This window comes from Planococcus kocurii (genome assembly GCF_001465835.2).
GTDB lineage: Bacteria > Bacillota > Bacilli > Bacillales_A > Planococcaceae > Planococcus > Planococcus kocurii.
Map to the genome: position 1 here is coordinate 934,120 of NZ_CP013661.2, position 20,968 is coordinate 955,087.

The window sequence follows — 20,968 nt, forward strand, 5'->3', positions numbered from 1 at the left end:
AAAAACTTATCTAAGGAGCTGGGATGATGAATCAGGAACAAATGGAATTCGTGAAAAACGGCAAAGGCTTTATTGCAGCACTTGATCAAAGTGGCGGCAGCACACCGAAAGCTTTAGCGCTATACGGCGTTTCGGAAGACCAATACTCGACAGAAGAAGAAATGTATGACTTGATCCATAAAATGCGGACACGCGTCATGACAGCACCTTCTTTCAGTTCTGATTCGATTATCGGGGCAATCCTTTTTGAACAAACGATGGACCGCAAAGTGGAAGGTCATTATACCCCTGATTATTTATGGCAGAAAAAAGGCGTCGTGCCTTTCCTAAAAGTCGACAAAGGACTAGCCGATGAAGAAAACGGCGTTCAGGTCATGAAGCTTATTTCAGACTTAGAAGATGTCTTAAAACGTGCCAACGAACGAAATGTTTTTGGTACGAAAATGCGTTCCGTTATTAAAGAAGCCAATTCTGAAGGCATCAAAAAAGTAATCGAACAGCAGTTTGACGTTGGCAAACAAATTCTTGCAGCTGGTTTAGTGCCCATTCTTGAACCTGAAGTAGATATCAATAGCAAAGACAAAGAACAATCCGAAACAATACTTAAAGAAGAAATGTTAAAGCAGTTAGACCAGTTAAAGGAAGACCAAAACGTCATGATCAAAATCACTATTCCTAACGTAGATAATTTCTTTAAGGAAATGATTGATCACCCACGTGTACTTCGAGTGGTCGCATTGTCAGGCGGCTATAAGCGAGACGATGCTAATAAGAAATTAGCTGCGAACGAAGGACTGATTGCTAGCTTCTCGCGTGCTTTATCTGAAGGTGTCAGCGCCAGTCAGTCAGATGAGGAATTTAATGCCCTGTTGGAAAACTCCATTAAGAGCATTTACGAAGCTTCTATTACTTAAACAAACAACACAAAAATGCCTAGCAGCTTAACTTGCTGCGAGGCATTTTTGTGTTGCCAAAACCTAATAACGACTCTCTGGAATTTTACGGAACCATTCAAATTCGCTAATATGCAATTCACGCAATTTATACTTCACAATTTTCCCAGCTCCACTGCGTGGCAGTGAATCCGCGATTCTGTATTTGCGTGGAATTTTGTATCCCGGAAGATGCTCTAAAAAATAATCCATTAATTTCTCTTCATCAATAGTTTCTCCTTGTTTAGGTACGATAACCACGCCTACGATCTCGCCCCACTCTTCTTCCGGCAAACCAACCGTTGCAGCTTCAGCCACTTGCGGATGGCTGTTAATAACCTGCTCTACTTCAATCGAATAGATATTTTCTCCGGCTGAAATGATTCGATCTGCTTTACGATCGACAAGTGAGATAAATCCGTCTTCATCAATTGTTGCTAAATCTCCTGTTAATAACCAGCCATTTTGAAAAGCTTCTTCTGTTTCCTGCGGTTTTTTGAAATATTCTTTCATGACGGTCGCACCTTTTATGACAAACTCTCCAATAGTTCCAGGCTGAACATCCCGAAACTCTTCGTCAACTACTCGTACTTCTGTGAAGTACATCGGCTTTCCACCAGAGCCTACTTTGTATTCATGCTGAGCTGGCAATAAAAAGACGCCTCCAGGACCACCTTCCGTTAATAGGCATAGATTGTAAAATTGTTGGTGTCCAAAAAAGGTCATTGCTTGCTTGACTAGATCCGCTTCGATTGGATCTGCACCATACATGCATTTGGTGACAGAAGATACATCAACTGTATCTGCATCTGGCATTTGCAGCAATGCACTGTACATATCCGGTAAACCAAAGAAAACAGAAACTTGGAATTCATTGATTGCTTGAATGGCTTTGACTGGCTCGAAGTCGCGAACAATAACATTAGAGGTCCCTAGTAAAATGCCGGTCACTAAATATAGATTTAATTGAACCGAATGGAAAAGCGGAACAGCATGAAGAATCCGATCTTCAGCTTTTAACTCCACTCCAAAAACAAAAGAAGCACTGACATTAGCGAGACGCTGATGATCAAACAACGCGCCTTTTGGTTTTCCGGTAGTACCAGACGTATACAGAATTTCGGCGTCATCGGTACTGAATACTTCAACGGAAGGTTCTAATGCATTTTCGCTTACCACGCTTTCCCAGCTAAGATAATCGTTATTGTCAGGTGCAGGATGAACGATAATTTGCTGAAGTGAGCTTGCTTGTGCTTTTTCTTCAGCTACGACAAGTTCAAATTCCGCATCACAAAAGATAAATCTACTATCAGATTGACCGAAAATATAGCCACTTTCATCTGAACTTAGCTGGTAGTTCACAGGTACAGCAACACCGCCGGCTTTTAGCACAGCAAAAAAAGCCAGGACGTAATAATCGGAATTTTTCATAAACAACGATACTTTATCGCCTTTTTGCAACCCGGTTTCCAACAGTCCATTGGCTAATCTATTTACTTCTTCATTAAGCTCTTGGTACGTATAGGATCTTCCTTCGCACGTAATGGCCATCTTATCTGAAAAGCGTTTCGCATTTTGTCTGAGTGATGTTGTAATATTCATTTGAATTCCTCCTCGTGTAATCGACTTATTATGCTTATAGTCGTTCCTCCTATATTGAAGATTTCTAGTATCTTCATACTCATTAGAAATTTCCATACGTCCTTAAATAGTCTATTTAACTTTACAGTATTCTGAAAACATAGTCAATTTGATTTATACAGAGCTAAGGCTAACAACGACGTCAAACAATAAAACCGTGCTCCATCTTTGTATAGATGTGCACGGTGTGGCGTATTTTCACACGATATATCATGTAATTAATCGAGTTAGTAGATGAATATACTTAATTTATGGTGGAATATTACGCTGTTGAGAGGTACTAGTGGTTTTCAGCTACTACTATATTTTTGCCAATTACTTGTCCTAGTAATTCCACGCCTTTGACAATTTCTTCTTCAGTAGCATAGCTAAATGATAAGCGCATATACTCAAGACCTTCTTGCTGCTCTAAGAAAAAGTATTTACCCGGCACAAAAGAAACTCCCGCGTCAAATGCTTCCGCAAGAATTTTTGACGTATCAACACCTGGAACTTTAACCCAAACGAAATAGCCGCCTTTCGGCACGAACCACGAGACTTCAGATGGCAAAAACTTTTCTAGCGCTAACAACATGGTCTGACATTTAGATGCGTAGACGTTTGTTAAAGCGTGGAGGTGCTGATCAAAATCAGTAACTTCTAGGAAAGAAGCCATTGTTGCTTGATCGAATGGATGATCAAGATCTTTCTTAAACCAGCTTAATGGTTCGATTAGTAGCTTATCGGCAACTACCCAACCAATTCGCATACCCGGTGCTACCACTTTCGATAATGAACCTACGTAAAGTACACGGTTAGTGGGATCCATCGCTTTTAGTAAATGCGGCACGTCTTGAAAGCCAAGCTCCCCATAAGCATCATCTTCTAAAATGACAAAATCGTATTGTTCCGCAAGTTCGAGCAAGTGTTGACGACGCTCAAGCGACAAAGTCGTACCGGTCGGATTTTGATAAGTCGGGATGGTATAGAGCAAACGCGGCAACGGTTGTCCTTTTTCTTTTCGGTCTTTCAACATGTCCGCAAACAGCTCTGTCTGCAATCCGTTCTCATCAATTGGAATGGTCATATAATGCGGTGTATAATTCTGGAATATTTCCAAAGCTTCCATATAACTTGGTGATTCAATAGCCACGACAGCTTCATTATCTAGTAGTACGCGAGCAATCAAATCAATGGCCTGACAAGCACCCGAAGTGATGAGCAGCTCATTAAATGCTAATTCAACTCCGCGCTGTGCCATTCGTTTTTGAAGAAATTTCTTTAACTGCGGTATTCGTGGACTGCCCATATAATGAAGTGGCAAATCCCCTTCCTCTTCTAACAAGCGCGTTACCGCTAATTTTATTTCTTTTGATGGAACCAATACAGGGTCCGGATAACCCGAACTCAGACGCAAGCATCCTGGAGGTAAAGTAGAAAGCCACTGGCCAGGCGGATCATTTTTAAAAGCCATTTCAATATCTTTTGAAAAATGGAAAGCTGTTTTCACGTAGATTGTTCTCCTTTCGTGTAGCTAATGGCATAATATAAAATCTCTTAATGCTTATTCTACAGTGTGCAACACCTAATGTGTAGAACGTCGTGGAAATCCTCTTTGTATTCGATGTATTTATACCGGAAAATTGTAACTTTTCCAGCACTTTAACGTTCTTATGCTAAAGCGATTTACTTGTCTTTAAACCCATTAGGAGGAATCCACCATGAAAAAAATGATTTGGTTGGGCGCCTTTCTGATTCTGTTTGCTGTTTTCGTGTTAACAGCTTGCGGAACGAGAGAGAGTAACGATACAGAAAAAGATCCGGCAACTGAAGAAATCGATACTAACGGTGAAGCAGCAGAAAAGGTAGAACCTACTATCGAGCAAGTTAACGACAATACCTATCGTTACACTTTGGTCAATCAAACAGAAAAAGCACAGCTTTTTGAATTCACCAGTAGCCAGCGCTTTGATTTTTCGTTAACAAATGACAGTGGAGAAGTAGCTTTCCTCTTTTCATCAGTCAGTTTGTACCTACAAGCTTTAGGCGAAGAAACGATAAATCAAGGGGATGAGCTAAGTTATGATTTTGAAATTCCCGCACTTGAGCTTGAACCCGGAACATATAAACTGGCTGCTTGGTTAACGCCGAAACAAGGAAAAATGTATGAAGTGACCATGGACTACGTTGTAAAATAAGAATCGGTTATAGAAAAAGCATTCACACCGTATTGAGTTGGTGGGAATGCTTTTTCTATTTTATGCTATTTTTCTAACGCAGCAATATACTCTTGCACAAATTTGTAAACATATTCTTGGTTCGCTGCAGCTGTTTCGGGGTTATATGCACCCTCATTTGTTTTGTTATTCGACAAAATACGGATTGCCAAAAACGGTACATCGTACGCCTTTGAAATCATAGCGGACGATGCGGATTCCATTTCTTCGACTGACGTGCCATAGTTTTCATGAAACCAATGAATGCGATCAACTTCGTTATTCCATACGTCAGCTGAACCAATTGTTCCTTCAACCACTTTGCCTTGCGTGTAGCTATCTTTCACTCGGTTAGTTGCGGCCAATAGTTCTGTGTCACCTTCGTAATAACGTGCTTTTTCAGCATTTGGATCTTCCCCAGCGCTTCCTTCAGAAGCCATAACGTCCATCGGTTTCTATTCAGTTGCTTCGATGCCTTCACCTTCAGCACGGTCTCCAGTTTTCATAGAACCGATATTCACTGTTCGCTCGCCCAAAACAATGTCGAAAACATTAAGTGCAGGATCATGCCCCCCTGATGTTCCTTGGTTAATGATAGCTTTTCCACAAAAAATTAATTAGGTTCTTCGGGATCAAAAATATTTTACGCCACACACCCGGAGAGCGATAGCCAAATATGGTGTAAGAAAGCACGTTTTCATCGTTTTCATTTTTTACACAAATTCCGCTCGTTAGAAACACACTTATTTCCAATAATTCATTTGCTTTAATACCGTTTGCATAAATTCATCAAAAGAAGAGGCGTAGCGGTTCCAGTGATGATACCATTTCCTAATCGTATCCAGCAGCCAGAACGGCATCGGTCTGCCGTCAATAATCGCGTAATACTCTTCATATGCTTTTTTCAAGTGCTCCCATCTGAAATCATTGCCCGGCTTTATATACTCAGAAACGTCAAGCAGCTTCGCTCGACCGTTTTGTAATAAAATATTTTTCAAGTGAATATCTCGTGGATTTAACCCGATTTGACGGATGTATTCCCTTGCCGCTTCAACATCTTGTATAACTTGATCCGGGACATGAATTCCTTGCAAAAGACAATCAAATAAAGTTACTCCTTCTTCATATTTAATCACTAACAATCGATTGGTCACTCCATAGCAACTGGAGAAATAAGGAGACAACCCGATTTGTGCGTAAACCTTTGCCTCAGCTTCAAGTTTATCCTTTTTGTCTTTTGCGTATATTTTGAAGGCATATTCTGGTGCCTCTAAAAATTGAAATACTGCCGCATCCGTTCCTACTCCGATGCAGCGAAATCCATCCACATTTCCGTCAATACTGACGGGTTCGTTATTCGGATGGGCTACGACTTTAACTGCTGTCAGTAATTCTGCTAACTCTTGCCAAGATTGCTTCATATCAACTCTCCTTCATATTAAAATATCCTTACTGTAATAATAATCTGGACTTGACACATGATTCAAATGCCAAGGTCCTGTTTTGTAAATATGCATAAACACGAAGAAAACAAGTACTATTTCCCGCTAAAATATTGACAGTTTGTAGATTATCGACTAGTATTAACTACGCGATGAGCTCGTTTGCATAAGACGGACAAGCATTCCTTTTAGGAACACGTTGTGGAACGTGGCTTGAAACGCCGCAAACTATCAAAACCATCTTGCCCTCGGGCAAGGTGGTTTTTTTCTGTTTAAGTAGAGGATTTGTATAAGTCTCCTTGACTTTAAAGGGATTTATTTGAATAAACCTTGATTACTTAAGGATATGGTTTTTTGTGAAGCTTGTTTGCGTAAATAGGCTCGTTGTTTGCGGAATATCGCAGTTTTTTTGCACGATCTCACCTGTTGTTTGCGTAATCCAACTGGTTGTTTGCAAAATGACCGATTGGATCAAATAAAAAAGCCATGCCCTCAAGTAAATCACTTGAGGGCATGGCTTTAGCTTCACAATTCGTAAACGCGTGCTTCAAAAGGTAATAATTGTTTTGGGTCGCATTGCTGATAATTATGCAACAAGCAATGTGCTGTTTCCGGTTCGTCCCAGTAACAAGAATACTCGGTTAAATTAGTGATAACCAATATTGTCTTGTTTTTATTTGTACGTGTATAAGCGTAAATTGATTCATGACCGACGTCCTGCAACTCGTAATTTCCGTAAACGAGCACATCTTGCTGCTTACGTAACCAAATCATCTTCCGGTAAAACCACAGAACCGAATGTGGATCGCGAAGCTGTGCTGCTACATTAATTTTCTCATAATTCGGATTGACGCGCAGCCAAGGTTCTCCGCTTGAGAACCCCGCGTTCGGACTGGCATCCCATTGCATCGGCGTTCGTGAATGATCACGACTTTGTGCTTTGATGATGGTCATCACCGCATCGTGCTCCATGCCTTCCGAACGATTATTATGATACAAATTATGTGTTTGTATATCGTTGTAATGTGCAAGCTCTTCAAAGGGCGCGTTGGTCATGCCAATTTCCTGACCTTGATAGATAAACGGGGTGCCTTGCATGAAAAAATACATGCAGGCAATAGCCGTGGCACTTTCCCGCCAGTACTGTTGGTCATTGCCCCAAGAAGAGACAATTCGCGGCTTGTCGTGATTTTCAACGAAAAGCGCATTCCAACCTTGGCCTTCCACCGCTTTTTGCCATTTGGTCAATACTTCTTTTAACTTAGGCACGTCGATACCGGTTGTTGAATCCGTATCCCATAGCCCCATGCTTTCAAATTGAAATACCATATTGAATTTCCCATCGTCCTCTGAAATCCACTCGTTAATATCGCTTGCCTGGACCCCGTTCGCTTCGCCAACTGTCATAATGTCACGTTTCGCAAACGTCTCATCACGCAGTTCCGCAAGCAGCGGTTGAATGCCTTTGACATTCATCATTTTCTCCCAAGCCGGTACATACAAATTTTGTTGGGGGTCTTCAACGTCGCTCACGTCTTTTTTGATGTGGCTAATTGCATCTACACGGAAACCATCAATGCCTTTGTCTAACCACCAATTGACCATATCGTACAAAGCTTGTCGCACTTCTGGGTTTTCCCAGTTCAAGTCCGGCTGTTTTTTAGAGAACAAATGCAAATAATACTGCTTAGTTGCTTGATCGTATTCCCAAGCACTACCACCGAAAATACTTTCCCAGTTGGTTGGCTCATCGCTCCAAATATACCAATCACGTTTGTCATTATCTGTTGATGAACGTGATTCCATAAACCACGGATGCTCATCGCTTGTATGATTGATCACCAAATCAATAATAAGTTTCATGCCTCGTGCGTGTACTTCTTCAAGCAAGCGATCAAAATCCGCCATCGTCCCAAACTCATCCATAATTTCCTGATAGTCGCTTATGTCATAGCCATTGTCATCGTTGGGTGATTTATACATCGGACAAATCCAAATCACATCAATCCCAAGGTCTTTCAAATAATCTAGCTTGCTGGTTACGCCGTTGATATCACCTACTCCGTCTCCAGTTGAATCCTGAAAACTTCTCGGATACACTTGATACGCAACTGCTTCTTTCCACCATTTTCTGTTCATAACTGATCCCTCACAAAGACCTTGGTCATTCTCCCCATCAATCGGCCTTGACCTAATCTGAAGATGTCCAAACGCCTATCTCAACTTTTTTCTATTCCATCGTCCAGCAACATTTTTCTAGAAAAATTAATTATAAGTTGATAGTGTAGCAGAATTCGCAAAAAATTACCAAGGCAGTAAACCGAACATTTCATAGATATTGTCTCGTGCGCTCACCTTCTTTCCTTTAAATATCTTCTTAATATAACCGCTGTGGTCATATCAAAACTTAGATTCCGCTATTTTTCTCTATTAATTGGATGAACCCGTTATCATTTAACGATATAGCTGATTTGTGACCAGACTTTCGCTCTTTTAAGTTAATGGTTGATCAGAATCCATAGTTGAATGTTATTTCTTTCTCACTGTATTTGATTAGAACAAAAATTCCTTTAGCTAAAATAAGGACATTATTACTGACATCGCTTTTAACTTCTCGTAATTCGGGAATAGTAAAGTATCTGGAAAGGATGATTACGAATGAAAAACAAATTAGCGGCCGCATTACTCGCTATTTTCCTTGGCGACTTTGGGGCACATAAATTTTATCTTGGGAAGCCGGGCATGGGAATCCTTTATCTGTTATTCTTTTGGACAGGTATCCCTGCAGTAATCGGGATTATTGAAGGCATTCTATATCTTCTGCAATCTGAAGAAAGCTTTCAAGAGAAACACGGTAGATCTTAAAGGAGGATATCTCGTTTGCACTTAGAACCGATTCCTGACCATATAAAAAAAGAGTTGAAGATTTTGTTCGTCGGGTTTAATCCGAGCATTCGATCTTCTGAAACCGGCTTTCACTACGCCAGTCCGAATAACCGATTTTGGAAGATTCTTTTCGAAGCTGGCTTGACACCTCGGAAGTACCTACCTGAAGAAAACAGTAAGCTGCTGGCTCTCGGCTATGGTTTAACAAATATTGTGGCACGACCGACCAAAGAAGCGGCAGAGATTTCAAAAGAAGAATATGCACAAGGGGCTAGCTTACTAGCAGCAAAAATTAAACAGCTGCAACCAAAAGCTGTCTGCTTTGTTGGCAAAGGTGTCTACCAGCAGTTTAGCCAAAGAAAAGCCGTTTCGTGGGGTGCTCAAAAAGAACCGGTCATTCCGGGCATTGTCGAATATGTAGCACCATCTTCGAGCGGACTCGTCCGTCTAAAGATGAAAGACATTGTCGAAATATACAGTGGCTTGAATACCTACACATAAAAACGACCTTTCTCTTATGACAAGAGGAGGGTCGTTTTATTCGTGCTCCATTTTCTATAACAGCATTAAAATTTTTCGGACCGTGTTGACGTTGCGAACAGTGACATGGCGATAAAGGGTCGTTCCTGCAACCTTGACCATTCCACTAGTTGAAACTTTGTCTTTATTAACCGACCAAAGAATGGCCCCCGGAACGTAAAAGACACGGTCAACTTCCTTATGGATGGTCAGTCTGTCTAGCACTGCTTCATGATCAACATCCTGCCATAGAAACAAGACATCACTTTTCATCTGTGAATCGTTTGTCCACTGTTCCGGAATGGCTTGCGCAATTTTCCGGAACGCTTCTGCACTGTAAATCAATAGATGGATTCGCAAATTGAAATGGCTATAGATTGTTTCCTCTAATCGTTCTGCCAGTTGTTCTTCGGAATGAGTAGGATTGGCAAAAATGATATTGCCTGAATTGATATAGGTCACAACCGATGACATGCCTAGTTCTTCAAAAGCTTGCTTTAACAGCTTCATCTCTATTTTGTTCTTGCCACCCACATTGATTCCTCGTAGTAATGCCACATATAACACCGCATTCCTCTCCTCACATGCTACTCATGAAAACCGGTATCTTTCATAATTTTTATAAATGCGTGCTCTTGAATCGATTTTTCAAGCGTCTCAATCAATCGATTTAATTCTGTAGAAAACTGGCCGTAATCAGCTTGTGAGAGTACTAGTTTTAATAGGCGACTCACAGAAAAAACAGTCGCTCCACTCAAACTGCCTTTTGACATGGCCAGTCTTTCTTCAAGAGCACCTAGTTCTACAGGATGCGGAAGGCGGAAGCGGTAGAGTACTTCTTCATGTGCAGATTTATTGCGATACGGAAAAACAATACGCAAAATAGCATCTAATTCGTTTGCTTCTAAATGGATTGCTCGGTATTCTTCACTGTATTCATTGGCAAAATCAGCTGCAATTTGGTCACGTAGTTTTTCGTCAATTACTGTGTAAAAATGTGTGGTTTGTCCAAGTGACAAGAAATTGACGAGCACCCATAGCGGTACATTTTTGTGCTTGTCATAAAATTCACGGATGGCTGGATACCTTACTTTGTCTCGCTTTTTATGACTTTTGATTAGATTGGCGAGTGTTGAAATAATGCGGTCACGCTCGTGATGATGCTGGCTGTCGTGACTATAATTGACAGGGTTAAGAAAACTTTCTTTCTCTCTAAACTTCTCTGAAAAACGATATGCCACTTTTGATTTTATATTTTTTTCAAACTTCAACAGTTCGTTTAGCAACAGCAACCGTAAATTCCGATCAAAACTGTGCAGTGCTTGAAGATGACTAAATTTTGTACCTTCTTTGTAACGTTCAAGACCGTATGGATTGAGTCGCTCATCATGCTCCAAAAACGGTTCTTTATAGCCATCAACCAATGCGTAATAATTTTCACGAGACAAAATTCGTTTCGCAGCTGCTTGATCAGATACGTCCAAGCCTCGTTCCTCAAGAATTTTCAACTGCTCGCCGTGTGTAGCAAAATCTTTCATATGTCTCATCCTTTGCGTATTGTTCTTATGCCTAACTATAAGTGAAGCGGCCACATCTATAAATACCTTCCAAATAAAAAAACAGCTATTCCCCAAATTTCTACGTTAGGAATAGCCGTTTGTTGTTCGTTCTGCTTACTCATGTTTAATTTAATCCGTGGCTAACCATAGCATCTGCTACTTTTTTAAAGCCCGCGATGTTAGCTCCGACAATCAAGTTGCCTGGCGAACCGTATTGCGCTGCTGTCTCTGTGCACGTTTGATAAATACTTTTCATTACCTGTAACAGTTTTTCATCAACTTCTTCAGCCGACCAGGAATAACGCATGCTGTTTTGAGACATTTCCATAGCAGACACCGCAACTCCACCTGCATTAGCGGCCTTAGCCGGTGCAAATAACACTTTGTTATGCGTCAGCACACGAACTGCTTCTTCTGTACACGGCATGTTAGCACCTTCTCCTACAGCCTTCACTGAGTTTTCGACCATCACCTGGGCACTTTCTCGATCAATTTCATTTTGCGTGGCACATGGTAAAGCAATATCACATGGGATTTTCCAAATTTCTGACTTGTCTTTGCCATATTGAGCATTTGAATGATGCTCCAAGTAATGGTAAATTCTTTTTCTTTCCACTTCTTTTAACTGCTTAACCGTTTCAACATTAATGCCATCAGGATCGTAAATATAACCTTCTGAGTCACTGCAGGCAATAACGGTCGCACCAAATTCGATTGCTTTTTCCATCGCGTAAATTGAAACATTTCCAGAACCGGACACGATGACTTTACTGCCTTTAAATGAATGTCCCTGATCTTTTAACATTTCTTCAACAAAATACACCGTTCCATAACCCGTTGCTTCTTTACGAATTAAGCTACCGCCATTCCCTGGATTTTTTCCAGTAAAGACACCCGCTTCTGAGGCATTCCGAAGGCGCTTGTATTGTCCAAACATATACCCGATTTCTCTTTTTCCGACGCCAATATCTCCAGCTGGAACATCAATATCAGGTCCGATGTGGCGTGTAAGTTCTGTCATAAAGCTTTGACAAAAACGCATAATTTCACGATCTGTTTTTCCTTTCGGATCAAAGTCAGAGCCCCCTTTACCGCCGCCGATTGGTAACCCAGTCAATGCATTTTTGAAAATTTGTTCAAATCCAAGAAACTTCACGACGCTTGCGGTTAAAGAAGGATGAAAACGCAAACCGCCTTTGTACGGTCCGAGAGTACTATTAAACTGGACACGGTACCCACGATTAACATGGACATTTCCAGCATCATCTTCCCAGGTCACACGAAACGCGATAAACCGTTCTGGCTCTGAAATGCGTTCAAGAATTCCTTGTTCAACATATTCAGGATGTTGTTCGAAGACCGGCTGCAGCGTATCGAATACTTCCCAAGTTGCTTGTAAAAATTCGGATTCTCCTGGATTTCGATCTCGAACTTTTTTATGTATACTTTGTATATATTCATAAGATGATTGCTGCTTAATCGGATTTTCCTGCCGTATAAATGTCAATTGCATTCAATCTCCTTTTTAAAAACAGCAACTAACTGTATAATTATTCGCTATTTTTAATATTTTCCTTTCATTATACAAACAGTTTTAAGCTAGCGCAAATCAATATTTCACTATAGTAGCCCATTAATTAGCTTCTTATCGATCAAGTCCAAAAAAGAAAACGCTATCATTCGCATTAATTCGACGTTTCTATTTTAAAATTATTTTTGAAAATAAAAATTATTTCCTGTGAAGTTCTTGTTTTTTAAAAGGGATTTTTAATAGTATTCAGCAAAACGGGTATACCTTAAACAAAGCTGTGTTGCTCCGGATGATGACCACTTTTGATGCATGAGTCGGTGAATACGCACAAAAGGAGTGAGCGTGTTGAAGAAATTATCAATAGGTACTTGTTTAGTTTTAATGCTTTCCTTAGCAATTCCTGCTCAAGCTGCTTCCGATTTAGCGACGTCTCATTTGTTTTATGAAGAAATCAGTTACTTAGTAGATCGTGATGTTTTAAGTGGGTACCCTGATGGTACGATGCGTCCCGATACAGGCGTAACACGTGCAGAAGCTGTTATTATGATGGGTCGCTTGAAAGGATTTGATCGTACACAACGGCATACAGGATTTTCAGACGTCCCTTCTTCCCACAAAGCCAGTGGTTACATTGCAGCAGCTACAGAAGCGAAGTTGGTCAAAGGTTATCCAGACGGCAGCTACGGTCCGAACAACACCCTCACACGTGCCGAAATGGCGTTTATTCTATCTCGATTGTTTATTGTACCGTTCCGGACAGATATTAGTTTTACCGACGTTTCACGTAATATGAGGGTATACGAACCTGTACAAAAAATACTAGCAGCCAACATTACCATCGGTTACCCAGATAATACATTCCGTCCAAACGATACGGTCACGCGTGGCCAATTTGCTGCATTTTTGGCACGGGGGCTCGAACCGAAGTTTAAAAATGACGCAACGATCAAACAGTCTTATTTAAGAGACAAAACAAAAACCTATGTGTACGATACAGAATTTGGTGTCGAACGTCACGTTTACAATTATGTGCCTGCCCGAAATGGGTTAGCGTTGGGTTATGTTTGGAGCATTAACACAAAAGACAACTTGCTCTTAACAGATTCAGTGGAATTCGAGACCTCCACTCACTATACATTTGGCATGCCTTATTCAGAGTCCTATACCGAGCTTGAGTATCCTGTTAAAATCGGACAAAATTGGTATATGAACACGATGTACGCGGCTCCACGCGAAGTTACCAATATCGGAGTTACAGTCAAAACACCTTACCGAATGTTTACCAACGCTGTAGAAGTGACCGTTGCGGCTAATTCTGAGCTTTTGGAAAAAGGTCATATCTACTATATGGTGGAAGGTTTTGGAGAAGTAAAATCGGTGGACTTGGACGGCACCGTAACAAAAGAATTGATTGCGATTGAATGAAAATCGGACATTGAAAAAGCCAACTGCTCGCTTTGTGTTGATTAATTGCACGGAGCTCAGGACGGAAAAACGACAATCTCGCTAAAGAAGAGCCTACGCTAAAAACAGAAGTTCTTTAAAGTCATAAAAGCTCGCAGACAACTAGTTGTCTGCGAGCTTTTTTATAGCTGTATGTTTTCTTATTTAAAATCCACTGTATCGTTTATTTCTTTACGGTCTTTTTCTGTGTCCTTATTGGTCAATTTCTTCACAAACGTTTTAACGGACTTTACCGTATTGCCAGAGTCCCAATACTCAGCTGAATCAGCATCAACGCGAATCAACACGACATTCGGATCGTCATAAGTAGTATCGAGCATCTTATCAAAAATCGGATTCCAGTATTCCTTTTTCTTCGCTGCATCTTCAATAAACTCAGCAGTTCCGCTAATAGATACATAAGATTTCCCGGCATAGGCTAAATTGATGGTTGGATTGCTAATGATTTCATCGTATTTTTCCGTATCTTTCATTGTGAGGAACCACAAATTACCATCAAATTCTACTTCCTGTGTTTGCATAGGACGTGAAATGATTTTGTTATCAGTAGAAATGGTTGTGAACATCGCTACCTTAATGTCCTTAATCAAGTCATTAACTGTTTTGATGGCCTGTAGATCGTTTGTTGTGTCGTTTACCATATTATTTATTCCTCCTACATTTAAGTTGAATTAAAGTTAGATGGTTATACTTCTAGATTTCCCTGTATTCGGTTCTCTAAACGTCATTGCCTTTTTCGTAAGTATTCTAGTATGTAGAAAAACTAAAAATGAATTTATAAAAATACTCATTAACTTATAAGAATTCCTCACACTTGTTTCGTCAAACTATCAACACCAATATGGTTATCTCTTATAAAATCAATAACTAACTAAAACTATTTAAAAATATTTTATTTTTCTCTTGTAATTTAATTATTCAATAATGTATAGTCTATACAAGAATGAATAAAGGAGGACAGTCATGAATACTTTATTTCTGCTTCCCAATACGAACGAAGAAATTATCAACACTTATGATGAAGACATTATTGTTACTACACGAGAAGGTCGTATTATCAAAGCTTCTACCTGCAGTGGTGAGCACTATGGAGTATCTGCTGATGAACTACTTGGAAAATCGGTCTATGATTTAGAAGCAGCTGGAATCTTCTCTCCTGCCATTACGCCACTCGTTTTAAAGCAAAAGAAAAAAGTTGTTTTGCGCCAAAATACACCTTCTGGGAAAAAGGTCTTGATCACTGGTATTCCACTTTTTAATGATAATGGCGATGTAGAGTTTGTCGTCAGTTATTCTTACGATATGTCACAGTTGATGGTTATGAAGGAATATTTAGAGAATCTGGAATCGGAAATGTCCAAGGTAAAAAGGGAACTGGCTCACCTACGAAACCAACAGCTTCATGTTGAAGGTTGTATCATGGAAAGTCCTTCTTCTAAACGTGCACTCCAAACAGCTATCAAAATGGCGCAACTTGAAGTTCCGGTTGTTATTTACGGTGAACCTGGCACCGGTAAAACATCGTTAGCTAAGTTTATCCATGCACAAAGCGATCGACGTGAAGAAGCATTTATCGAAGTCCATTGCAGCGCTATCCCCGAATCGGTGTTTGAAATCAGTTTTACCGGACTTGACGGAGAAGGCTACATAAACTTGGCTGCTCGAGGCACGCTTGTGCTCAATGAAGTGGAACAGCTCTCAGCTGCTTCTCAGGCCATACTGTTTAACGTTTTGCAGCAGCCACACGAGGCACGCATAATTGCCATCAGCACGGTTTCAATTGAAGAGGCCGTCATTGCAGGGAACTTCCGTGAAGACTTATTTTACTTTTTGCATTTAGCTTCGATTGAATTAAAAGCGCTAAGAGAACGTCCAGATGATTTAGATCAGTCTATCCATCGCGTTCTTGAAGAACTCAATATCAACTACAAAAATCAAAAAACGATTTCTGATGACTTCTACTTTCATGCGCTACAACTTTCTTGGAAAGGCAATTTCCGAGAGTTGCGCAATGTACTAGAACGCAGCTTTATCGAAAGTGAATCTGCACTGATTACGCTCGATGACCTCCCGATTACTTATCAGCCAGATTCCAGTGAACGCATCGGCTTTGAACTTGATGGCCAGACGCTTCCACATATTTTAGAATCTGTCGAAAAGAAAGTGTTACTCAATGCACAAAAACGCTACAGAACAACGACTGAAATGGCTCATATTCTCGGCATTAGCCAGCCGTCGGTTGTTCGTAAACTAAAAAAATACACAAACATCACTTAAGGGGGAAATTATATGACATTGCTTCAAAGCGAAAAAAAGAAAATTGAATCTGTCGACACATGGAAATTCTTAATTCCTTCTAGTATAGGTGCGCTATTATTCTTATGCCCCATCTCTTACAACGATGAAATCACGATTGGTGTCGGTATTTTGGCATCTTTCCTCTTAACAACATTCGGTGATGTAATTCCTGCATTTATTGTTTTTTTACTTGGTTTTTCCGCACTTGCTAGCGTACTTGCAACGATTACAAAACCTGCTTTCGTTCAAAATTCACCTTTTTTGCGCACTACTTTTATTAATGGACCATTTGGTTTAATCGTTCGTGTTCTTGCTTTTGCATTTGGCTTTATGACTTTTTATGAAATTGGCCCTGAAATCATTTCTTCAAGAGCTACGGGAGGCGTTGTGCTTTATGACTTAGCCCCTGTCCTACTCACTTGGTTTTTGTTTGCTGGAATTTTATTGCCGTTACTAGTTGAATTTGGCTTAATGGAATTTGTCGGTACCTTGCTCAACAAATTCATGCGTCCTGTCTTCACCTTGCCTGGCCGTTCCTCAATCGATGCGATGGCATCATGGATGGGCGCTGCACCTGTTGGAGTTTTGGTAACAATGAAGCAATACGATGAAGGCAATTATACCGGACGTGAAGCTTCGGTCATTGCCACTACGTTTTCAATCGCTTCTGTGGCGTTTAGTTTAGTAGTTGCCAATGTCGTCGGCATCGGACATTTGTTCTTTCCTTTTTACCTAGCTGTATCGGTTGCTTGTTTAGTAGCTGCCATCATTATGCCGCGCATCCCACCTTTGTCTCGTAAAAAAGACGACTATTATGCGCCAGTTGGCAAACAAATTGACGATACCATTCCTGAAGGTGCACCGCTTTTACAATGGGGTTTTGACGAAGCTCGTCGTAAAGCAAGCAGCGCGGCAAGCCCGAAAAAACTTGCACAAATCGGCATTGAGACGGTACTGGATATATGGCTAGCGCTAATCCCACTCGTTATTGCTCTTGGTACTGTGGCATTGATTGTCGCAGAATACACACCATTATTCAAAATCATTTCTTATCCACTGATTCCCGTACTGACTTTATTCGGCTTACCCGAAGCCGCCGAAGCCGCTCCTACGTTCTTAGTTGGATTCGCAGATATGTTCTTGCCTGCTGTACTAGGTGCAGGTATCGAGAGTGAATTGACTCGCTTTGTGCTAGCTGGTGTTTCGTTAACGCAAATCATCTATATGTCTGAAATCGGCATTTTGATTTTACGTTCGAACATTCCAGTGAAATTCTGGGAACTGGCTGTAATTTTCGTATTACGTACCATCATCACTTTACCAATTCTTGTGTTGTTCGGTCATTTGTTTGTTTAATAAAAAAGCGCTACTCCTAGAAATGTACATTCCTAGGAGTAGCGCTTTTTTACTCACTTTGCCCAATGATGAAAGAAGAAATAAGACAAGATGAGCACAATGACAATGATGGAAAGGATGAGCATGGGCACAAAACCAAAGGTAGCTTCCATTAGAACTCCTCCTCCTTTTCCCTTTAGCATACTCTCTTTTTATCGAAAGTCAAAGTAATTAGCAGACTATTCAGTTATTAAGATGAAATTACATTTCTACCTAACATAAAACCGACACTAGGATCTTTCACCCCAATGTCGGTTTTTTGTTTATGAAACTAGCTTTTGCCCGCAATTCGGACAGAACTTGGCCCCTTCGTTTTTCTGACCGCAGTTCGGACAGAATTTTGGTGCTGGCTTATCGTTAGCACCTGGTTGTGTTGCTGAATCCATAGAACCTGTACCCGCTGTGTTTTGCTGCTTTCCGGACTCTTGTTCTTTCTGACCGTCCATCATTTCTTTGGCAATGTTCATTCCCATCATCATGCCTGCCATGTCAGAGGCTGCATTGGATCCAGATGACTTGCCCATGGCATCGGCCACTGAAATCTGTTGGTATTTGGCGACATCCCCGACCATTCCGTGTGATGCGCTTTTGTTAATCATATCCTGAATTTCCTTCGGATAATTAAAGCTCATCACTTGGAAGCCTGTCACTTTTAAGCCATCTTCCATCAATTGCATATTCAAATCGTCTTGAATGCCTTGTCCAATTTCATGCGCATTGGCTTGCAAATTGAACATGTCCTTGCCTTCTTTACTTATCCATCTCATCAAAAGTTGATCCAAAATCGCCGTAATCCGGATTTTCACATCGTCAACGATGTAGCTATCTCGAACGCCTGCAATTTTATCGATCAAGCCGATATAATCGCTTACTGTAAACTGGAACGTTCCATTTGCACGAATTGGCATACCGCCTGGCAACTGTGGGGATGGGATATTAATTGGATTTTGCGTCCCCCATCGAACCGTAAATTCTTTTGTATTGACGAACAATACCTCTACACGCATACCGCTATTAAAGCCAAAACGAAAGCCTTTTAAGGTCGACAAAAATGGCACGATTTGTGATTCGATATCGTACTCGCCTTCCTCTTCAAAAATCCCTTCGATTTTGCCATTATTCATAAAGACGGCATCCTGACCTGGACGAATAATTAACTTACTCCCTTTTTTCACTTCATTATTCGTCCACTTCCAGAAAATCTGATCTTCCCTGAATTCTTCCCATTCCACTACATCCGAAAATTGGTTGCCAAAAAAACCCATTCTTCTTTTCTCCTCCTTTTCTATCATCTGTTTTTAAAATTTACGACCGCCTCCACTGAAAGAAGCGCCGCCTCCCGTACTTCCGCCCCCACCAAAGCCTCCGCCGCTTCCACTGTTAGCCTTCGGAACTTTACGGCGGGAAACGGTTTTGTTGCGAAATTGGTCACGCGTGCCGGTCACTTTTGTATGATCCCCATCAAAATAAGTACTAGCAGTCGTTGTTACACGTCCACCAGAATTGTATAACATGAATCCGACAACACCTGTCGCCAGTAACAGCGCAATTAGCAGCTGAAACCAGCTTTTAAGAAGAATGTTTTCCGGATTGACACCTGGTCGATATTCCATATAGCGGCTTGATGTAGTGACGGTCTCCTGAAAAGCATCTGCATAGTCGCCGTTTTGCATTTCGGGAACAATTCGATCTAGTACCAAATCGACCCGCTTGTTATCTAGTGATGTTTCTGCCGTACCAAAGCCCGCTAAGTAAACATCGCGCGTGGCAATGTTCATCGTCAGCAGCACCGCATTTTTTTGATTGTTTTCTACAGACCATGCATCATAAAAATCACCCATGTCCTCCATAATCGACAACGATTTTTCATCTGCCAAAGTTAAGAACAGGAAGTCTGTATCTTGCTCATCGCTGTATTTTGTTGCAACAGTTTCTAATTCTGCGATTTCTGATTCACTAAGCAAATTAGCGTTATCGTAAACATGTTGATCCACTGCAGCAAATGCAGTGACTCCAGTTATAGTCATCAGTATTAGCAATAAGCAAAGAGTTTTAAGCCATGTACTTTGAAAAGCCTTCACCATAGAACACCTCCTACAGCGAACGCAACCACTTTCATTACTGCAAAAACGGAAGCCGCAATACCGGTAAACCAAGCTGCAACTTTAAATCCACTAATTGGCGGTTTACCGACTACCTTACCGGTTTGACCGTTCATCGCAAAAGTATGTTCCTTATTGTCGAAATCATAATAAACCATCCACACAGGAAACAACGTATAGTAGACGTTTTTCTTATTCGTCAGAATTTGCTTATGGGTATAGCTGACAGTCGAATAGCCTGAAATGGTGCTGCCTATATACGAATCGATATAAGGGACGATCTTCGACTCGATCCGTGAGTACAGCGCTTCTTCGTCATAATCGTATTTTTCAGCAAGAAAGCCTGCCAAATAAGGCATCTTGAAATCTTTCAATTCTTCGTAATTATAAGGTTCCAGCTTATCCATCAATTCGTCGTCCATTTTTTCCGAGGCATCTGCTGGAACTTTTAAATAGCTAAGATCTATTTCTCTACGAACGTCATAAAAATCAGTCTCTGTGTAGATCGTATCGCCCGACGTATAGCTATGCACTCTAGTCGCAAGCGCCGCTACATCCGCTGTGCCATCAATGTCGTACAGCCAGAACGGCACATACATACCGGTCATTTTTTTAATGCGGTCACCACTGGTAAAACCTCTTGGTGTCAATCGCCCATTATTCGTCCATTTTCGAAATGCAGCGACAGCTTCATCTTTGCTAATCGTAAAAGGAATTACTTTGGCCGGAGCCAATTCACCTGTTAACCTGTCTGCAAGTAACACGGGTGCTCCGCAAAAACTGCAATGTGTCGCAGTAGTTTGTGCTTCGGTCAAAATAACGGCGCCGCAGTTTTCACAGTGATATTCTTTCGCTTCTTGTGGATCAAATTTTCGTAAGATATTGGTTTCAGGAAACGTCTCAATGTTGTCCTGTCTGCCACAGTTCGGACAAGACAGGTGCCCTGACTCACTATCAAACGCCATGTCTGAACCACAGTTCGGACATTTATACTGAATGACCAT

General features: G+C 40.9%; 18 protein-coding genes and 1 pseudogene. 7 read left to right on the forward strand and 12 right to left on the reverse strand.

Annotated elements, in window-relative coordinates:
- Positions 1 to 26: 26 nt before the first annotated feature.
- Positions 27 to 914 (forward strand): fructose bisphosphate aldolase, encoded by an 888-nt coding sequence (locus tag AUO94_RS04715; protein ID WP_058386137.1) that lies wholly within the window; start codon positions 27 to 29, stop codon positions 912 to 914.
- Positions 915 to 977: 63 nt separating this feature from the next.
- Here AUO94_RS04715 and AUO94_RS04720 read toward each other — a convergent pair whose 3' ends face one another.
- Together AUO94_RS04720 and AUO94_RS04725 are read right to left on the reverse strand one after the other, a co-directional pair.
- Entirely contained in the window at positions 978 to 2,534 is a 1,557-nt protein-coding gene (locus AUO94_RS04720; protein WP_058386138.1) for a class I adenylate-forming enzyme family protein, read from the reverse strand.
- 319 nt (positions 2,535 to 2,853) lie between these two features.
- On the reverse strand, positions 2,854 to 4,062 hold the full coding sequence (locus tag AUO94_RS04725) for an aminotransferase-like domain-containing protein (protein ID WP_082707498.1): 1,209 nt from the start codon (positions 4,060 to 4,062) through the stop codon (positions 2,854 to 2,856).
- A gap of 211 nt (positions 4,063 to 4,273) precedes the next feature.
- Between AUO94_RS04725 and AUO94_RS04730 the strand changes: the two genes are divergently transcribed.
- Positions 4,274 to 4,750 carry a BsuPI-related putative proteinase inhibitor gene (locus AUO94_RS04730; protein WP_058386139.1) on the forward strand — a complete coding sequence of 159 codons (477 nt, stop codon included), beginning with the start codon at positions 4,274 to 4,276 and terminating at the stop codon, positions 4,748 to 4,750.
- A 65-nt stretch (positions 4,751 to 4,815) separates the two neighbouring features.
- On the opposite strand, the pseudogene AUO94_RS04735 reads toward AUO94_RS04730, so the two are convergent.
- From AUO94_RS04735 to AUO94_RS04745, 3 genes and pseudogenes are all read right to left on the reverse strand, one after another.
- Positions 4,816 to 5,367: pseudogene (locus tag AUO94_RS04735) on the reverse strand (5'-methylthioadenosine/S-adenosylhomocysteine nucleosidase); the annotation flags it as partial.
- A 144-nt stretch (positions 5,368 to 5,511) separates the two neighbouring features.
- Entirely contained in the window at positions 5,512 to 6,189 is a 678-nt protein-coding gene (locus tag AUO94_RS04740) for a protein kinase family protein (protein ID WP_058386140.1), read from the reverse strand.
- A gap of 546 nt (positions 6,190 to 6,735) precedes the next feature.
- Positions 6,736 to 8,349, reverse strand: coding sequence for a glycoside hydrolase family 13 protein (locus tag AUO94_RS04745; RefSeq protein WP_058386141.1), 1,614 nt, complete (start codon positions 8,347 to 8,349; stop codon positions 6,736 to 6,738).
- 519 nt (positions 8,350 to 8,868) lie between these two features.
- Between AUO94_RS04745 and AUO94_RS04750 the strand changes: the two genes are divergently transcribed.
- Both AUO94_RS04750 and mug read left to right on the forward strand, forming a co-directional pair.
- Positions 8,869 to 9,075 (forward strand): TM2 domain-containing protein, encoded by a 207-nt coding sequence (locus tag AUO94_RS04750; protein ID WP_058386142.1) that lies wholly within the window; start codon positions 8,869 to 8,871, stop codon positions 9,073 to 9,075.
- Between the two features lie 15 nt (positions 9,076 to 9,090).
- On the forward strand, positions 9,091 to 9,597 hold the full coding sequence (gene mug / locus AUO94_RS04755) for a G/U mismatch-specific DNA glycosylase (protein ID WP_058386143.1): 507 nt from the start codon (positions 9,091 to 9,093) through the stop codon (positions 9,595 to 9,597).
- 54 nt (positions 9,598 to 9,651) lie between these two features.
- On the opposite strand, the gene AUO94_RS04760 is transcribed toward mug, so the two are convergent.
- The 3 genes from AUO94_RS04760 to gdhA all read right to left on the reverse strand — a co-directional run bounded on the left by AUO94_RS04760 (position 9,652) and on the right by gdhA (position 12,681).
- On the reverse strand, positions 9,652 to 10,182 hold the full coding sequence (locus AUO94_RS04760) for a DUF1697 domain-containing protein (RefSeq protein WP_058386144.1): 531 nt from the start codon (positions 10,180 to 10,182) through the stop codon (positions 9,652 to 9,654).
- Between the two features lie 20 nt (positions 10,183 to 10,202).
- Positions 10,203 to 11,153: an Abi family protein gene (locus tag AUO94_RS04765; protein WP_058386145.1), complete on the reverse strand. Its 951-nt coding sequence runs from the start codon at positions 11,151 to 11,153 to the stop codon at positions 10,203 to 10,205.
- Between the two features lie 145 nt (positions 11,154 to 11,298).
- Entirely contained in the window at positions 11,299 to 12,681 is a 1,383-nt protein-coding gene (gene gdhA, locus AUO94_RS04770) for an NADP-specific glutamate dehydrogenase (RefSeq protein WP_410477400.1), read from the reverse strand.
- A gap of 369 nt (positions 12,682 to 13,050) precedes the next feature.
- Between gdhA and AUO94_RS04775 the strand changes: the two genes are divergently transcribed.
- The gene (locus tag AUO94_RS04775) at positions 13,051 to 14,130 is read left to right on the forward strand and encodes an S-layer homology domain-containing protein (protein ID WP_058386147.1); all 1,080 of its coding nucleotides are present in this window, start codon (positions 13,051 to 13,053) and stop codon (positions 14,128 to 14,130) included.
- Between the two features lie 179 nt (positions 14,131 to 14,309).
- Here the strand turns inward: AUO94_RS04775 and AUO94_RS04780 are convergent, their stop codons facing one another.
- A complete protein-coding gene (locus AUO94_RS04780; protein ID WP_058386148.1) occupies positions 14,310 to 14,810 on the reverse strand; it encodes a pyridoxamine 5'-phosphate oxidase family protein in 501 nt (166 codons plus the stop codon).
- A 322-nt stretch (positions 14,811 to 15,132) separates the two neighbouring features.
- Here AUO94_RS04780 and AUO94_RS04785 point away from each other — a divergent pair, with 322 nt between their 5' ends.
- Together AUO94_RS04785 and AUO94_RS04790 are read left to right on the forward strand one after the other, a co-directional pair.
- Complete coding sequence (locus AUO94_RS04785) at positions 15,133 to 16,446, forward strand: sigma 54-interacting transcriptional regulator (protein WP_058386149.1); 1,314 nt, start codon at positions 15,133 to 15,135, stop codon at positions 16,444 to 16,446.
- A 12-nt stretch (positions 16,447 to 16,458) separates the two neighbouring features.
- Positions 16,459 to 17,823, forward strand: a complete 1,365-nt coding sequence (locus tag AUO94_RS04790) for a YjiH family protein (protein WP_058386150.1) — start codon at positions 16,459 to 16,461, stop codon at positions 17,821 to 17,823.
- A gap of 302 nt (positions 17,824 to 18,125) precedes the next feature.
- On the opposite strand, the gene AUO94_RS04795 is transcribed toward AUO94_RS04790, so the two are convergent.
- The 3 genes from AUO94_RS04795 to AUO94_RS04805 are packed head-to-tail and all read right to left on the reverse strand — an operon-like array spanning position 18,126 to position 20,968.
- The gene (locus tag AUO94_RS04795; protein ID WP_058386151.1) at positions 18,126 to 19,127 is read right to left on the reverse strand and encodes an SPFH domain-containing protein; all 1,002 of its coding nucleotides are present in this window, start codon (positions 19,125 to 19,127) and stop codon (positions 18,126 to 18,128) included.
- Between the two features lie 33 nt (positions 19,128 to 19,160).
- On the reverse strand, positions 19,161 to 19,946 hold the full coding sequence (locus AUO94_RS04800; RefSeq protein ID WP_058386152.1) for a TPM domain-containing protein: 786 nt from the start codon (positions 19,944 to 19,946) through the stop codon (positions 19,161 to 19,163).
- A complete protein-coding gene (locus AUO94_RS04805; protein ID WP_058386153.1) occupies positions 19,940 to 20,968 on the reverse strand; it encodes a TFIIB-type zinc ribbon-containing protein in 1,029 nt (342 codons plus the stop codon). The genes AUO94_RS04800 and AUO94_RS04805 overlap by 7 nt, the downstream gene beginning before the upstream one ends.

What these genes read in the sequence shown, in the direction of transcription:
- AUO94_RS04715 (WP_058386137.1), top strand. Translation starts at nt 27, where the DNA reads ATGAATCAGGAACAAATGGAATTCGTGAAAAACGGCAAAGGCTTTATT.
- AUO94_RS04720 (WP_058386138.1), bottom strand. Translation starts at nt 2,534, where the DNA reads ATGAATATTACAACATCACTCAGACAAAATGCGAAACGCTTTTCAGAT.
- AUO94_RS04730 (WP_058386139.1), top strand. Translation starts at nt 4,274, where the DNA reads ATGAAAAAAATGATTTGGTTGGGCGCCTTTCTGATTCTGTTTGCTGTT.
- AUO94_RS04740 (WP_058386140.1), bottom strand. Translation starts at nt 6,189, where the DNA reads ATGAAGCAATCTTGGCAAGAGTTAGCAGAATTACTGACAGCAGTTAAA.
- AUO94_RS04745 (WP_058386141.1), bottom strand. Translation starts at nt 8,349, where the DNA reads ATGAACAGAAAATGGTGGAAAGAAGCAGTTGCGTATCAAGTGTATCCG.
- AUO94_RS04750 (WP_058386142.1), top strand. Translation starts at nt 8,869, where the DNA reads ATGAAAAACAAATTAGCGGCCGCATTACTCGCTATTTTCCTTGGCGAC.
- AUO94_RS04765 (WP_058386145.1), bottom strand. Translation starts at nt 11,153, where the DNA reads ATGAAAGATTTTGCTACACACGGCGAGCAGTTGAAAATTCTTGAGGAA.
- AUO94_RS04780 (WP_058386148.1), bottom strand. Translation starts at nt 14,810, where the DNA reads ATGGTAAACGACACAACAAACGATCTACAGGCCATCAAAACAGTTAAT.
- AUO94_RS04785 (WP_058386149.1), top strand. Translation starts at nt 15,133, where the DNA reads ATGAATACTTTATTTCTGCTTCCCAATACGAACGAAGAAATTATCAAC.
- AUO94_RS04790 (WP_058386150.1), top strand. Translation starts at nt 16,459, where the DNA reads ATGACATTGCTTCAAAGCGAAAAAAAGAAAATTGAATCTGTCGACACA.
- AUO94_RS04795 (WP_058386151.1), bottom strand. Translation starts at nt 19,127, where the DNA reads ATGGGTTTTTTTGGCAACCAATTTTCGGATGTAGTGGAATGGGAAGAA.
- AUO94_RS04800 (WP_058386152.1), bottom strand. Translation starts at nt 19,946, where the DNA reads ATGGTGAAGGCTTTTCAAAGTACATGGCTTAAAACTCTTTGCTTATTG.
- AUO94_RS04805 (WP_058386153.1), bottom strand. Translation starts at nt 20,968, where the DNA reads ATGGTCATTCAGTATAAATGTCCGAACTGTGGTTCAGACATGGCGTTT.